General features: G+C 27.9%; 17 protein-coding genes and 1 pseudogene. 16 read left to right on the top strand and 2 right to left on the bottom strand.

What is annotated here, in order from left to right:
• Positions 1–10 precede the first annotated feature (10 nt).
• From aroE to aroQ, 3 genes are read left to right on the top strand one after another with little or no spacing between them, the layout of a single operon-like run.
• The gene (gene aroE, locus FQB35_RS04975) at positions 11–832 is read left to right on the top strand and encodes a shikimate dehydrogenase (protein WP_148808925.1); all 822 of its coding nucleotides are present in this window, start codon (positions 11–13) and stop codon (positions 830–832) included.
• Positions 825–1,367: a shikimate kinase gene (locus FQB35_RS04980; protein WP_148808926.1), complete on the top strand. Its 543-nt coding sequence runs from the start codon at positions 825–827 to the stop codon at positions 1,365–1,367. Before aroE ends, FQB35_RS04980 begins: the two co-directional genes overlap by 8 nt.
• Positions 1,348–1,782: a type II 3-dehydroquinate dehydratase gene (gene aroQ, locus FQB35_RS04985; protein ID WP_148808927.1), complete on the top strand. Its 435-nt coding sequence runs from the start codon at positions 1,348–1,350 to the stop codon at positions 1,780–1,782. Before FQB35_RS04980 ends, aroQ begins: the two co-directional genes overlap by 20 nt.
• Positions 1,783–1,811: 29 nt before the next feature.
• On the opposite strand, the gene FQB35_RS04990 is transcribed toward aroQ, so the two are convergent.
• Positions 1,812–2,537, bottom strand: coding sequence for a hypothetical protein (locus FQB35_RS04990; protein ID WP_148808928.1), 726 nt, complete (start codon positions 2,535–2,537; stop codon positions 1,812–1,814).
• Between the two features lie 149 nt (positions 2,538–2,686).
• Here FQB35_RS04990 and FQB35_RS04995 point away from each other — a divergent pair, with 149 nt between their 5' ends.
• The gene (locus tag FQB35_RS04995; protein WP_148808929.1) at positions 2,687–2,980 is read left to right on the top strand and encodes a hypothetical protein; all 294 of its coding nucleotides are present in this window, start codon (positions 2,687–2,689) and stop codon (positions 2,978–2,980) included.
• 17 nt (positions 2,981–2,997) lie between these two features.
• On the opposite strand, the gene FQB35_RS05000 is transcribed toward FQB35_RS04995, so the two are convergent.
• The gene (locus FQB35_RS05000; protein ID WP_148808930.1) at positions 2,998–3,522 is read right to left on the bottom strand and encodes an endolytic transglycosylase MltG; all 525 of its coding nucleotides are present in this window, start codon (positions 3,520–3,522) and stop codon (positions 2,998–3,000) included.
• Positions 3,523–3,656: 134 nt separating this feature from the next.
• On the opposite strand from FQB35_RS05000, the gene FQB35_RS05005 reads away from it, so the two are divergent.
• The 12 genes and pseudogenes from FQB35_RS05005 to FQB35_RS05060 all read left to right on the top strand — a co-directional run bounded on the left by FQB35_RS05005 (position 3,657) and on the right by FQB35_RS05060 (position 14,234).
• Entirely contained in the window at positions 3,657–4,628 is a 972-nt protein-coding gene (locus FQB35_RS05005) for an RluA family pseudouridine synthase (RefSeq protein ID WP_148808931.1), read from the top strand.
• 51 nt (positions 4,629–4,679) lie between these two features.
• Positions 4,680–5,453 (top strand): hypothetical protein, encoded by a 774-nt coding sequence (locus FQB35_RS05010; protein WP_148808932.1) that lies wholly within the window; start codon positions 4,680–4,682, stop codon positions 5,451–5,453.
• A gap of 65 nt (positions 5,454–5,518) precedes the next feature.
• Entirely contained in the window at positions 5,519–6,040 is a 522-nt protein-coding gene (gene lepB, locus FQB35_RS05015; RefSeq protein WP_148808933.1) for a signal peptidase I, read from the top strand.
• A gap of 90 nt (positions 6,041–6,130) precedes the next feature.
• Positions 6,131–6,556, top strand: coding sequence for a CBS domain-containing protein (locus FQB35_RS05020; RefSeq protein ID WP_148808934.1), 426 nt, complete (start codon positions 6,131–6,133; stop codon positions 6,554–6,556).
• A gap of 125 nt (positions 6,557–6,681) precedes the next feature.
• Positions 6,682–8,348: pseudogene (locus FQB35_RS05025) on the top strand (nucleoside kinase).
• Positions 8,349–8,529: 181 nt separating this feature from the next.
• Positions 8,530–8,997, top strand: coding sequence for a DUF456 domain-containing protein (locus FQB35_RS05030; protein ID WP_148808935.1), 468 nt, complete (start codon positions 8,530–8,532; stop codon positions 8,995–8,997).
• 15 nt (positions 8,998–9,012) lie between these two features.
• Positions 9,013–9,837, top strand: a complete 825-nt coding sequence (locus FQB35_RS05035; protein WP_148808936.1) for a deoxyribonuclease IV — start codon at positions 9,013–9,015, stop codon at positions 9,835–9,837.
• A gap of 123 nt (positions 9,838–9,960) precedes the next feature.
• On the top strand, positions 9,961–10,545 hold the full coding sequence (locus FQB35_RS05040; protein WP_168198247.1) for a TetR/AcrR family transcriptional regulator: 585 nt from the start codon (positions 9,961–9,963) through the stop codon (positions 10,543–10,545).
• A 54-nt stretch (positions 10,546–10,599) separates the two neighbouring features.
• The gene (gene rocF / locus FQB35_RS05045) at positions 10,600–11,496 is read left to right on the top strand and encodes an arginase (RefSeq protein WP_148808938.1); all 897 of its coding nucleotides are present in this window, start codon (positions 10,600–10,602) and stop codon (positions 11,494–11,496) included.
• Positions 11,497–11,610: 114 nt separating this feature from the next.
• Positions 11,611–12,174: an AAA family ATPase gene (locus FQB35_RS05050; protein WP_148808939.1), complete on the top strand. Its 564-nt coding sequence runs from the start codon at positions 11,611–11,613 to the stop codon at positions 12,172–12,174.
• A 176-nt stretch (positions 12,175–12,350) separates the two neighbouring features.
• Positions 12,351–13,238, top strand: coding sequence for an AraC family transcriptional regulator (locus FQB35_RS05055; protein ID WP_148808940.1), 888 nt, complete (start codon positions 12,351–12,353; stop codon positions 13,236–13,238).
• A 162-nt stretch (positions 13,239–13,400) separates the two neighbouring features.
• Positions 13,401–14,234: a sugar phosphate isomerase/epimerase family protein gene (locus FQB35_RS05060; RefSeq protein WP_148808941.1), complete on the top strand. Its 834-nt coding sequence runs from the start codon at positions 13,401–13,403 to the stop codon at positions 14,232–14,234.
• Positions 14,235–14,287: the final 53 nt, after the last annotated feature.

Here is a 14,287-nt window from a genome sequence, read left to right on the forward strand (position 1 = left end):
GGGATATGTAATGTTTTTTGGGCTTATAGGAGAAAAACTAAAGCATAGTTTTTCTCCAATTATACATTCTATTATATTTGAAGAACTTAATATTAAAAGCTATTATCATTTATTTGAGGTGAAAAGAGAAGATTTAAAAGAAGCGATATATGGTTTAAAGGCGTTAGGAGCAAAGGGTGTGAATGTAACGATTCCTTATAAGGTTGAAGTTATTAAATACCTAGATAGTATTTCAAGTGAAGCTAAGCGGATCGGAGCAGTAAATACAATATGTTTTAAGGATAATGAAGCAATCGGATATAATACAGACTATTATGGTTTTGGAATTATGCTTGATAAGCATCATATTGATTTAAAGAATAAAAAAGCTGTTATATTAGGGACTGGTGGAGCTTCAAAAAGTGTTATTCAGTATCTTTTAGATAAAGGGATAGGAGATATTACTCTTGTAAGTAGAAATGTTGATTCTGGGAAAGAAAAATATAAAAATTTTAAAATTATGTCCTATGATAAAATAGGATTGTTAAAAGAGCAGGATTTAATTATTAACTGTACACCATGTGGAATGCATCCAAATGTTCAGAATTCACCTATAAGAAAAAAAGACATTTTCAATTTTAAAGTTGCAGTGGATTTAATATATAATCCATTAGAAACTTTATTTTTAAAATATGGGAAAGAAGAAGGATTAAAGACTATAAATGGACTTTATATGTTAGTAGGGCAGGCTGTAAAAGCACAAGAATTTTGGAATGGTATAAAAATTAATAGTAGTGTTTGCGATAAAATTTATGAAAAAATTTGTGATATACAAGGTGGTTACAATGGCTGAAAATATATATAAAAATATTGTGCTTATTGGAATGCCAGGATGTGGAAAAACAACAATAGGAAAGCTTTTAGCTGAGAGATTGAATATGAAATTTTGTGATATAGACAAATATATCGAAGAAAAAGAGGGAAGAAGTGTTTCAGATATTTTTAAAAAAGGAGAAGAATTTTTTAGAAGTATTGAAAATAAAGCAGTAAAAGAAGTAAGTAAGAATTGTCCGTTGGTTATATCAACAGGTGGAGGAGTTATTAAGTTAGCTGAAAATATAGAATTACTAAAGAAAAATGGACTGATTATATTTATAGATAGGTCAGTAGAAGATATTATTTCTGATGTTGATACAAGTACTAGACCACTATTAAAGGATGGAAAAGAAAAAATTTACAATTTATATAAAGAAAGGTATATTTTATATAAAAAATATTGTGATTGTGAAATTAAAAATGATACAACATTAAAAATAGTAATAGATAGGATTGTTGCATGTCTAAATAGACATTTAGGAGATGATAATTTTGAAAATATTAATTATTAATGGACCAAATATTAATTTTTTAGGAATAAGGGAAAAACATATATATGGTGGAAAAACTTATAAGGAAATGTGTACTTATCTAAATGAAAAAGCAAAGGAACTATCATTAGAAATAGATATTGTTCAGAGTAACATAGAAGGAGAAATTGTAAACTTTATACAAGGAGCTTATAAAAAATATGATGGAATTATAATTAATCCTGCTGCATATACCCACTATAGTATTGCTATTTATGATGCTTTAAAAGCAGTTGACATTAAAGCTGTTGAAGTACATATAAGTAATATACATTCAAGGGAAGAATATAGAAAAAAGTCTGTTACAGCTTCCGCATGTATTGGGCAAATTTGTGGTTTTGGAATCTATGGATATGTACTTGCTATGATGGCATTGGCAAATACAAAAACAGGATAGTGTAAGGATACACTCCCTGTTTTTTATATTTATTCTTCTTTAGGTGGATTATCATCATTTTCATCATTATTTTCCGTATCGCTATATTCATCATTATTATAGCTGTCTGATATATTATTATCTTCTTCTTCATCTAAGTCCTCATCATCATTAAATAAAGACATTAATTTCATCATTTGGGCCATTTTTTTAAAGTCCCCAATTTTTTTTGCATATTCTGCTGGCAACATTGGTTCAATTGCTTCGATAATGTTATTGATCTGTGCAGACATATCTTTGTTACTTTCAAAATTTAAAGCCTTTTGTATGTTTAAAATATTTTTCACATCTTTTACTTTATCTAGTATTGAGAGTATAGTGGTAGCAGTTTGTATATGAGATTTGGTTTCTTCACTCATATTACTACCAAAAACATTTAGTGCTTCCTTTAAAAATTCTAAATTTTTGCTTCCAAGTATTCTATTAGATTGCATTGCACTTTTTCGTAAATCGTTTAGTACAGTTGCTTTTTTGACGTTTTCCAATAAATGAGAGATTTTATCTAAGGTATTGCTGTTTATTGTAGGTGTTTTTGGTTTTTCGTAATTTTCTGAACTTAAATTTGAATAGGTGTTTTTATTTTTCAAAAACAATATAAGAAATATTGGAATGATGAATATAAACATTCTATTGCTTTGTATGGGAAATCTACCAATGCTTATTTCATCTTCTGGCAATAAAATATCGTTAGAATCAACGGGAATAAGCTCGTTCATACTCCGCCTCCTTAAAACAATCTTTGTTCTATCATATGCTAGAGAAAAAATTGTGTTACGGCAAACTATGATATTTGAAGGTAATAAATATCTTAAAAATGTCATAGATTTAAGTGAGTGATGACTAAATTTATTATGGAGGTGAATTAATGGGAAAATTAAATAAGAAAAAATTGGAAGCATTTATGAAATCAATGGGTGATATAGCACCAACAGATGAGCAAAAGAAAATGATAGAACAAATGTCTACAAAATATGGAGATAAAAATGAGGAAGAAATTATTAAAGAACTAAAAAAATTAAAGGCGAGTATGATTAAGAATACAAAGAAGTATAAAAAGCAGATGCAAGCATTAGAGCAGATGAAAGATTTTCTAGATGAAGAGCAGAAAAAGAAATTAGAAAAAATAATGAAATTTTTAAATGAAGAAGAGAAAAAATAGGCTAAGATTTTCTTAGCCTACTTTTTTTTGCCTGCAATAATATAAATAATATCATCTAAAGAAGTATTAGTTTTTATATCAAAAGTACCAGATTTTAGTTTTGAAGCAATTTTAAGTTCTTCTACTCTAGATATAAACTTAGTAGTATTTTCAATAAGCCCTTTATCTTTTAATATCTTAGCAATACCTATACCAGGTGTACCACTAGGGATCTGAATATGTACAATAGTAGGTTGTGGTGAAGGATCAGCAGGTACTTTATCATCAACAGAAGTACTAGGAATATCTTCTTCTTTTGAAATAACCTCTTCATCTGAATCAGATGAGTCTGCTTCTTCTTCAATGATAGGGAGGGTTGGTTCTTCAACCACTTTTATTTCATTACTATCAGAATTTACATTTACTTTTGCAATGTTTTCCTTAGAATAAGCTAATGAATCTGTTACTTTCCAAGTAATTATAGTAGACATTGTTAAAATAATAACAAAGGCTAAGAGTATGTCACTTATTTCATATAAAGCATCTTTCATTTTTTCGAACATAATATATAACCTCCCTTTATTGTTATATTTAAAGGATAGCATAACTTATCATATGTTTTCAATAGATAACTAATTTTAAAAGGAAATATGAAAAAAGCTACAGTTGTGGCATAATAGTATAGAGGTGAAAGAAAATGAGAGAATTATGTATAGGGAAAAATGAAAAAAATCAAAGAATAGATAAATTTCTTAGAAAATATCTGTCAAAAGCTTCCCTGAGCTTTATTTACAAAATGATTAGAAAAAAAAATATTAAAGTTAATGGAAAAAAAGTAAATAGCGATTATATACTTAAAGAGGGAGATTCTATTCAATTGTATTTAAGCGAAAACACTATTGAAGGTTTTATTGAGAAGAAAGATATTAAAGAAGTAAAAAGAAACTTTGAAATTATATATGAAGATAAAAATGTATTATTAGTAGAAAAACCTCCAGGGCTTTTGGTTCATGAAGACATAAATGAAGATAAAAATACTTTGATAAATCAAGTGATAAAATACTTATATGATAAGAAAGAATATAATCCTCAAGAAGAAAAGACATTTGTTCCTGCAAGTGTTAATAGGTTAGATCGAAATACAGGGGGTATTGTGATCATTGGAAAAAACAATCAAGCATTACAAATCTTAAATGAGATGATTCGAAAGAAAGATTATATAAGAAAATACTATCTAACTATCGTAAGAGGAAACCTACAAGGTTATAAAGAACTAAAAGGATATTTATTAAAAGATGAAAAAACTAATAAAGTAAAAGTGTTTAAGAAGAAGGTACCTAAAGCAAAAGAAATACATACCATTTATAGATCAATAAAAACGAATGGTCATTATACTTTAATAGAAGTAGAAATTATAACAGGAAGAACCCATCAAATCCGAGCTCATTTGGCGAGTATGGGTTATCCTCTTATTGGAGATTGCAAATATGGTAATATAAAAGAAAATAGAATTTTTAAAGATAAGTTTGACTTAAAGCATCAATTTTTGCATGCTTATAAAATTTATTTTGAGAAAAGTATAGATTCTTTAAAGTATTTGGAAGGAAAAAGCTATTTTTCATCTTTACCAAAAAAATTAGAGAAAATAAAAATTGCATTATTTACATGATTTACATAACATGAAGTACAAGGATGCAACGCTATTAAAGGGGGAGAACGATTGGACAAGATAAATTATGCAATATGTAAAGCTTTGATAGATAGATATGATTATGCTGGTGCTATTGAATGGATTAAAAAAAATGAAAATGTAGATAAAGATATTATAAAGCTGTTGTATTCATGTAAATATGCAATTAATTTTGATTTCGAATCAGCTTATTATGTACTATCAGAAATAAAAGATAAAAGAATAGGATATCTAAAAGAAAATTTAAAAGAATTAAAGGACGGAAGAGCTGATGCAATATTTTCAGAGTTGATAGAAAATACTCAAATCAAACTAATCAATGGAAAATATATAGATTTTTTAAGTCGAATATATAGATTAAAAGAGGCTATTTTAAAATATATATTTGCTAAAAATCATATAGATAAAAATAAATTTTCATTTATGACAGAAGTTGTGTCTAAAAGGATGATATTAAAAATTCTAAGGAAAAAGTACAAAATATATAATCCAAATTTAGGTTTTGCTATTAGTAGTTATATAAATAAATACTTAAGCAAAGATAAAAGATATGAAGAAGTTTTAAAAATTTTGAATGCAACTAAAATGAATGAAATTATTGAATTAAGACATGCATGCATAGCAGGACACGGCTTTAGAGGTATAAATAGAGAAAAGATTATTAGGATTTATGGAAGTCCATTGAACATAATAGATGATTTTTGTATTGCATTAGAGAAAATAGGTGTAACTATTCGAAGAAATAAATATGCTAAGATAAATAAATATATATTAGAACGTTTACAAACAATGGAAAATTTATGATTGTTGAAATGAAAAATAAGTGATACAATAAAATGTATGAAGTTTTTAAATAAGGAGAGAGTAAGATGAGGAAAGAGATTTTAGAATGGGTTAAAACGATTATAATATCTGTAGTCATTGCAATGGTTATTACAACTTTTATCCGACCTACTTTGGTTAAGGGATATTCCATGTATCCAACTTTAAATGAATATGACTATTTAATTATTAATAAAATACCTTATATGATGCATGAACCAGAAAGAGGAGATATTGTTGTTTTTAAATCTCACTTACAAACAGCAGAAGGAAAAGAGAAAGATTTAATAAAAAGAGTGATTGCTGTAGCAGGAGATAAAATCAAAATAACAGATGGAGAAGTGTTTGTAAATGACAAAAAGCTAGATGAACCATATATTAATGGAGATTATACACCAGGAGAGATGGAGCTTAAAGTACCAGAAGGCACTATATTTTGTATGGGAGATAATAGACAAAATAGTTTAGATAGTCGTGATGAAAGAGTAGGACCTGTTAAAATAAATACCGTTAGAGGAAAAGTTTTGGTTAGACTATATCCTTTTACAAAAATAGGAAAAGTTCAATAAAAAAGAGCGCAAAGCTCTTTTTTTTATTGTTTATTTTTTGTATCAATTGCACATTATAATAATGAAAAATATTAAAGGAGGTTTATGATAATGAAAGTTAGAGATTTAATGACAAAAGAAGTATCTTTTGCAAATCCTAATACACCTATAAGTCAAATTGCAACTCAGATGAAAAATTTAGATGTAGGCTCTATTCCGGTTTGTGATAGCAATCAACGTGCAGTAGGGATTGTTACTGATAGAGATATTGTACTTCGTAGTGTTTCTAATGGAAATATTAATGCAAGTGCTCAGGATGTTATGTCAGGACAATTGATTTATGCAACGCCAGATATGCATGCTCATGAAGCAGCAAATATAATGGCACAGAATCAAATAAGAAGATTGCCAGTAGTAGAAAATGGAAAACTAGTAGGAATGTTATCCATTGGAGATTTAGCTACTGTAAATATATATGTAAATGAAGCAGGAGATGCATTAAGTGATATTTCACAGCCAAGTAAGCCAAAAATGTAATTAAAAAGATTGAAAGTTCCTGTAAAAACAGGAACTTTTTGATTTTTTAAGAAGTTTATAGGTATAATATGGGGTATAATAGAATAGACTGATAATATTTATTCTATTATAAGGGGGCTTGATAAATGAATAATAAACAGAAAAAAATAAAAATTGTTATAAATAATAAGGAGTTAGAAGTAGCAGCAGGGATTTCTTTAAAAGAAATAAGCAAAAATTTTCAAAAAGAATACGTAGCAACTATTGTTGCAGCTAAAGTAAATAACCATTTAAGAGAATTAAATTATTCAATATATAGTGATTGTAATATTGAGTTTATTGATTTAACTTCATCTGATGGTATTAGGATTTATCAGAGAAGTTTATCATTTGTATTTATAAGAGCTGCTATGGAAATATTATCAGGATGCAAAGTTACAGTAGAGCATTCATTAAGTAAAGGGTTGTATTGTGAAATACATTATAAAAGAACAATAACAAAAGAAGATGTGAAAAGAATAGAATCTAGGATGAGAGAAATTATAGAAGAAGATGTACCATTTATAAAAGATAGTATTTCAGTAGAAGAAGCCAAAAGGATTTTTAAAGAACTAGGCATGGAAGCAAAAACAGAACTATTAGATTTTAGAAAAAGTCCAGAAATAAATATATATAGTTGTGGATGGTTAAAAAATTATTTTTATGGTTATATGGTTCCAAGTACAGCTTATTTGAAATTATTTAAATTGAGATATTATGAGCCAGGAATTATTATTCAGTATCCTGAAAAAACAAATCCTAATAAATTACCAGAATTTGTTGAGCAAAAGAAATTATCAAAAATATTTAGAGAAGCAGAAAAAAATGGGGAAATATTATGAAAGTACCCTATGTTGCAAATTTAAATAAAATAATAATGAAAAAAGAGCATCCAGAACTAATTAGAATAGCAGAAGCACTCCATGAAAAGAAGATTGCACAAATTGCAGATATGATTACAGAAAAGAAAAAAAGAATTATCTTAATTGCAGGACCATCTTCATCAGGAAAAACGACTTTTGCTCAAAGGTTAGCTATACAACTAAAGGTAAATGGATTAAGGCCTGTAGCTTTATCTACGGATGATTATTTTGTGGATCGAAAATATACTCCAAGAGATGAAAATGGTGAGTATGATTTTGAAGCATTAGAAGCAGTAGATTTAGACTTATTCAATGAACATCTTGCAAAATTAATAAATGGAGAAAAAGTAGAGATTCCTACATTTAATTTTCATAAGGGTGTTAGAGAATATAGAGGAAAATTTATGCAAATTGCAGATGATCAACCAATTATTATTGAAGGAATTCATGGATTAAATGATAGGCTAACAGCTGATATATCCCATGATAAAAAATTTAAGATATATATTAGTGCTCTTACGCAATTAAACATTGATAATCATAATAGAATTCCTACTACAGACACAAGACTTATTCGAAGGATTGTAAGGGATAGTAAGTTTAGAGGACATTCTCCATTGACAACGTTGAAGCTATGGAATTCAGTTAGAAGAGGAGAGAAAAAGAATATTTTTCCATTTCAGGAAGAGGCAGACGTTATGTTCAATTCTGCATTAATATATGAGCTAGCTGTTCTAAAAAAATATGCAGAACCTTTACTAAAAGAAATATCAGACAAAGAAAAAGAATATACAGAGGCAAAAAGATTACTTAAATTTCTTCATTATTTTTCTACTATTGAAGAAGATCACTTGATTCCACAGACTTCTATAATTAAAGAATTTATAGGAGGAAGTTGTTTTATAGATTAATCCATTACATTATTGTAATGGATTTTTCTACAGTAATGATAATTTCCCTCCTGCTAACAAAGAATTCCATGCTATATTATAATATGTGTATGAGAAAAAATATGTTCATAAAAGAATCGATGCATTGGTTTATCGTATTGATTCTAGGGTATAGTATATTATTGAAAAAGGAAGTGTTGATGTGTTTGTTATTGTAATAATTTTTATGATTATAGGGTTAATAGGTGTTTTTATACCAGGATTACCAGGAAATGGATTGATATTTTTGTCAACTCTTGGATATGGGCTGCTAACAAAATTTGAGAAAATAAGTATGTCAATGATTATTTTTTTTGGTATTCTTACAATGTTAGCTTTTTTATTTGATTATGCAGCAAGTATTTTAGGTGCAAAAAAATTTGGAGCTACAAAAGCAGGAATCATAGGAGGTGTTTTAGGAGGACTTAGTGGTATATTGGTATTTAGTCTACCAGGATTATTAATAGGACAATTTCTTGGGACATTGATTGGAGAGTTATATTATGGAAAAGCGTTAAATGTATCAATAAAATCTGGCTTTGGAACGATTATTGGATATGTTTTAGGCGTTATTGTGAATACAACAATTGGACTTACAATAATCGGATTATTTATATTGAAAGTAAAATAAAATGGAGTGATTATGATGTTAAATATAGGTTCACATTTAAGTGTTTCTAAGGGATATGAAAATATGGGAAAGGTAGCCCTAAAAATGGGTGCAAATACCTTTCAATTTTTTACAAGAAATCCTAGGGGAGGTAGTGCGAAAGAATTAGATCTTGAAGATATAAAAAAGTTAAAGAAATTAATGGAAGAAAATAACTTCGCACCAATTTTGGCTCATGCACCCTATACATTAAATATGGCTTCATACAAAGAAGATACTTGGAACTTTGCAAAGAGAGCTTTTGCTGATGATTTAAAAAGGCTAGAGATTATTCCTTGTTCGTTATACAATTTTCATCCAGGAAATCATACAGGAAAAGGTGTAGAATATGGAATTGAGAGAATAGCAACGGTATTAAATGAAATTATGACAGGAAATGAAAGTACTATGGTTTTATTAGAAACCATGTCGGGAAAAGGGACAGAAATAGGGGCTACTTTCGAGGAACTTAGAATGATTATAGATAAGGTAAAATATAGTGAATTGATAGGTATAACATTAGATACATGTCATGTTTTTAGTGCTGGATATGATATTGTAAATAATCTAGATGGAGTATTAGAAGAATTTGATAAGATATTAGGACTAGATAGATTAAAAGCGATTCATTTGAATGACAGTATGACTGAATTAGGAAGTCGTAAAGATAGGCATGCAGGAATAGGTGAAGGGAAAATAGGGCTTGAAGCTATTATAAATATTATTCATCATCCTGTATTAAAAGATTTACCATTTTTCTTGGAAACTCCTTATGATGTAGAAGGACATCAAAGAGAAATTGAATTGTTAAAAATGTATTAAATATTATGGAGAGAAAACAGGAGAATAAGCTCCTGTTTTTTTGATTTGATAAACAATATTGACTTATCTGAATTTTTGTTCTATAATAAAACTACCGAACGACAGGTAGGCGAGGAGGATATTGTGAGTGTAGATAAAATTAAATCTGTTGCATTAAATTTGTTTGCTGTTCATGGCTATGAAGGAACTTCTCTATCTTATATTGCAGAAGGAGTAGGGATTAAAAAAGCTTCAATATATCATTATTTTAAATCTAAAGAGGATTTATTCTTAAGTATTTTTGATGATATTTTAAATGCTGAGATTCAACATATAAAAACAATTGCTGTAGAGATTGAATTTTATACTGTTGAAGAAAAATTGTATAGAATTTTTAAATATTACTATGAAAAAAATCAGACAAATAAAGCAGAAACAAACTTTTGGAAGAGAGCCATGTTATTTTCACCACCATCTTTATCAGAAAAGATTAAGAAAAAATTTACTACATATGAAAAGGCTTCTGATGAAATGCTTTCAGCTATTTTTTATGAAGGAATGAAAAGAGGCGTAATCAAATCAAATAATATAAAGAATTTATTAGCTGCTTTTTATTGTTTAATAGATGGTTTGTTTGTAGAAATTCAATATTATGGAGAAAAAGAATACAAACCAAGAATAGATAGCATTTGGAACGTGTTTTGGACAGGGATTATAAATATTGATTAAGGAGAATTATTAAGTATATAAAAGATTTAAAAATATTTTGGGGAAGGTGTGTATATGGATATTAATTTGATTGGTATTCCTATTTTTTATGGTGCTGATAAAAGAGGACCTGAATATGCTCCATCAAAACTTAGGGATAAAGATATCGTATCCGTTTTAAGCAAACACAATCATAGAGTTTATGATTTTGGAAATCTTCATGTTCCAGAAATAAAAGAATATAATAAATTCTATTCCCACCATAATTTAAAATATTTAAAAGCTATAGTAGAAGTAAATACAAATCTAGCTCATGTTGTATATTCATCTTTAAAAGCCAATAGTTTTCCACTTGTTATTGGAGGAGATCATTCGATTGGTTTAGGCAGTATTTCAGGAGTTAGTAAAGCATACAAAAATATTGCTGTTATATGGATGGATGCCCATGGAGATATTAATACCCAAGATACCAGTGAAAGTGGAAATATTCATGGTATGTCTTTAGCAAATGCTATGGGATTAGGGTATGAAGATTTGACGAACGTTTATTGTGAAAGAAAAAAAATTGCCCCTGAGAATGTTTTTATATTAGGTGCTAGAGATTTAGATGATGGAGAGAAAATATTGATCCAAGAAAAAAATCTTAATGTATATACGATAGAAAAAATTAGAGATAAGGGCATAGAGAAAGTGGTTAATGAAATTACACAAAAGCTGAAAAATAGAAATATTGAGGCTATACATCTAAGCTTTGATGTTGATTTTATTGATGCAAAATATGTACCTGGTACGGGTACACCAGTAGGGCAAGGAATGAATGTTGAAGAAACGAAAAAACTTTTAAAAAGTTTAGCGGAAACAAAATTGATAAAATCTATGGATTTTGTAGAGTTAAATACATTATTGGATAAAGAGGATATTACTGCTGATTTAGCAATTGACTTATTAGATTGGACTTTCAAATATATATAAAAAATTTTGAAGTCATTGGAAAGAATTAAATTTCATATAAATATTGAATAAAAAGCTAATAGATAGTATACTATTTAAGTTGATAATAATATTATATGAGATGGAGTTGTACAAATGGCTAAGAGAATTGCAGTTTTAGGTGGACCAAGATCTGGAAAAACTACTTTAATTCAGCAATTATATGTTGATATGAAAATTATGGGATATAATGTTGGATATGCATTTGAATATTCAACAGATTATTTAAGAGAAAAGGGCATGATTGAATCCATTGCTGAGCAATATGGCATTTATCTAGGACAAAAAAGATTAGAAGATAGCTTATCTGAGTATGAGTATGCTTTAACAGATTATACTACGTTTGTGCCATATATTTATGGAAGATTTATGCTTGGTATGAAGAAAAGAACAAAAAAAGAAATTGAAATTTTAAAGGATTTATATATTTTAGCTCTAGAAGATATTCCTAAATATGATCATATTATTTATTTGCCTAGAGAGTTTGGATACGAACAGGATGGTATAAGATGGCAAGATGAAGAGCTAGCAAAGCAAGTAGATGAAGCTATTCTTATGTTTTTAAAATCTGAAAACATTCCTTATGTTGAAATTACTGGAACTACAAAAGAAAGAGCAAAAAAAGTATTGGAATTATTAGAAATTGATCAAGCTAAGTAATCAGATAAATATTCCCACTTAACTTATTGTTGAGTGGGAATATTTATAGAAATGATATGCTGATAAAGAAAATCTATGCTATAATCATTATAAAAATATATGTCAAAAAGATCTTTTCTAGAAAATGAAGAGATCTTTTCTTTTACAATGCTTTGTAATTCTTAAAGGAGGAATTTATGAATAAAAACAGTTTGTTCAATCCATATTGGAGAGAGGGGCAATATCAGTTAAAAATACAAGCTTATTATTATCAGGAATTTAAAAATTATATTACGCCTAATAATCATAGGCATTGTAGGGCAGAAATTATGTATATAGTTAAAGGAGACTGTGAAGTATTGATAGGTAGTACTTCTGTTCCAATGAAAAAAGGAGATTTTATTTTAATCGATACGGATATTTTTCATCGTTTAAAAGTAAATGAGGAAGGATGCAGAATTTTAAATATTGAGTTTTTCTTTCACAAAAAATTTTGTCCTTTCTTTACAATTGATCAATTGATTATGTACATGCCAAATTTAAAAAAATTTTTTTCTATTCAAGCACCTTATATATTGTTAAAGGATCCAGAAGAAAGGCTAGGGAGATTAATTAGATCATTGATTGGTCAATTAGATAACTTAGAAATAGGAAATGATTTTACACGGCAGATGCTTATTGGAGAGATATTGATGACGATTTCAAATATTTATAATCAAGCAAAGAAGGTGGAAAAAGATCCCAAAAGTCAGTATGTAGCCCAGGCGATAGAATATATTCATCAATATTATGATTATAATTTAACAGTTGCTGATATTGCAAAGCAAGTGAATTTACATGAAAGATATTTACAACATTTATTTAAGAAAAAAACAGGATATACAGTAAATGCTTATTTGACAAAAACACGATTAAAAAAAGCAAAGCAATTGTTAGCGTGTACAAATATAGAAATTTCCAAAATCTGTGATTATATTGGAGTAAATAGTCAACAATATTTTTCGTATTTATTCAAAAAACATGTAGGAGTATCTCCACAAAATTATAGAAAAGAAAAAATGCAGTTAGGAATAAAAGGGACTTAAGAAAATGGATAAAAGTTACATCCGTATTTCTTAAGTTTTTTTTTAAAATAAAACCTTATTTTGAAAGAAATAAATGTAAGAATTTACTATAATAATATATATAATATTTAGAAAATTTAGAAATAAAAGCTTAGCAAAGTGATAAAAGGAGGCGGTGTTTACATGAAAATTTGTTTTAATCAAGCAACAACGATGAAATATTCTACGTTAGAAAAAGATTTAGAACTTTGTGAAAAATACGGTTACGATTTGATTGAAATCCGTATAGACAAATTAAAGGACTATCTGCAGAGAAATACAGTAGAAGATTTGGTTGAATTTTTTCATAATAGTCATATTAAAGCTTTTGCATTTAATGCTTTAGAGTTTATCAGTTTTAGAACAGAAGAAGATTTTAAGGGAATATTAAAAGACTTCAAACTTATTTGTGATGTGGGTGAAAAAATAGGCTGTAGGCAAGTAGTAGTAGTGCCTAGTTTTGATGTAGGTGATTATACAGTAGAAGAAATAAAAAAAGAAACAGTTGGGAAGTTAAATATTTTAGCAGACATTGCTGAAAAAAGAAATTTTAAATTAGCTTTTGAGTTTGTTGGCTATCCAAACTGCTCAGTAAATAGATTTGAACAAGCTTATGATATTGTAAAAACTGTAAATAAAGAGCATGTTGGTATTGTATTAGATTGCTTTCATTTTCATGCGATGCTTTCTCAATTAGTAGATTTAAAAGCAATAGATGTAAATAAATTGTTTATTTTCCATATTGATGATGCAGAAAACCTACCTTTTGGTGTGTTACGTGATAAGCATCGTTTATGGCCAGGAGATGGAGCTATTGATCTTGATGGTATATTAAAAACTTTAAAAGATATAGGATATGATGGAATGGTTTCTATAGAATTGTTTAGACCAGAATACTGGGACTGGGATATAGAAGAGGCTATTAAAGTAGGAAAAGAAAAAACAATAGAAATTGTGTCAAAATACTTTGATCTATAAATTGGTTTTGCAGATTAGAAAAATGTTTTGTTTAAAAAATTAAAATTCTAGGG

Origin of the sequence: Crassaminicella thermophila (genome assembly GCF_008152325.1) — a bacterium.
Taxonomy (GTDB): Bacteria; Bacillota; Clostridia; order Peptostreptococcales; family Thermotaleaceae; genus Crassaminicella_A; species Crassaminicella_A thermophila.

Coding starts and splice junctions, on each gene's coding strand:
- FQB35_RS05020 (WP_148808934.1), top strand. CDS start 6,131: ATGAAAGTTAGAGATTTAATGACAAAAGAAGTATCTTTTGCAAATCCT.
- FQB35_RS05050 (WP_148808939.1), top strand. CDS start 11,611: ATGGCTAAGAGAATTGCAGTTTTAGGTGGACCAAGATCTGGAAAAACT.
- FQB35_RS04990 (WP_148808928.1), bottom strand. CDS start 2,537: ATGAACGAGCTTATTCCCGTTGATTCTAACGATATTTTATTGCCAGAA.
- FQB35_RS05060 (WP_148808941.1), top strand. CDS start 13,401: ATGAAAATTTGTTTTAATCAAGCAACAACGATGAAATATTCTACGTTA.
- FQB35_RS04995 (WP_148808929.1), top strand. CDS start 2,687: ATGGGAAAATTAAATAAGAAAAAATTGGAAGCATTTATGAAATCAATG.
- FQB35_RS05005 (WP_148808931.1), top strand. CDS start 3,657: ATGAGAGAATTATGTATAGGGAAAAATGAAAAAAATCAAAGAATAGAT.
- FQB35_RS05035 (WP_148808936.1), top strand. CDS start 9,013: ATGTTAAATATAGGTTCACATTTAAGTGTTTCTAAGGGATATGAAAAT.
- lepB (WP_148808933.1), top strand. CDS start 5,519: ATGAGGAAAGAGATTTTAGAATGGGTTAAAACGATTATAATATCTGTA.
- aroE (WP_148808925.1), top strand. CDS start 11: ATGTTTTTTGGGCTTATAGGAGAAAAACTAAAGCATAGTTTTTCTCCA.
- FQB35_RS05055 (WP_148808940.1), top strand. CDS start 12,351: ATGAATAAAAACAGTTTGTTCAATCCATATTGGAGAGAGGGGCAATAT.
- FQB35_RS04980 (WP_148808926.1), top strand. CDS start 825: ATGGCTGAAAATATATATAAAAATATTGTGCTTATTGGAATGCCAGGA.
- rocF (WP_148808938.1), top strand. CDS start 10,600: ATGGATATTAATTTGATTGGTATTCCTATTTTTTATGGTGCTGATAAA.
- FQB35_RS05000 (WP_148808930.1), bottom strand. CDS start 3,522: ATGTTCGAAAAAATGAAAGATGCTTTATATGAAATAAGTGACATACTC.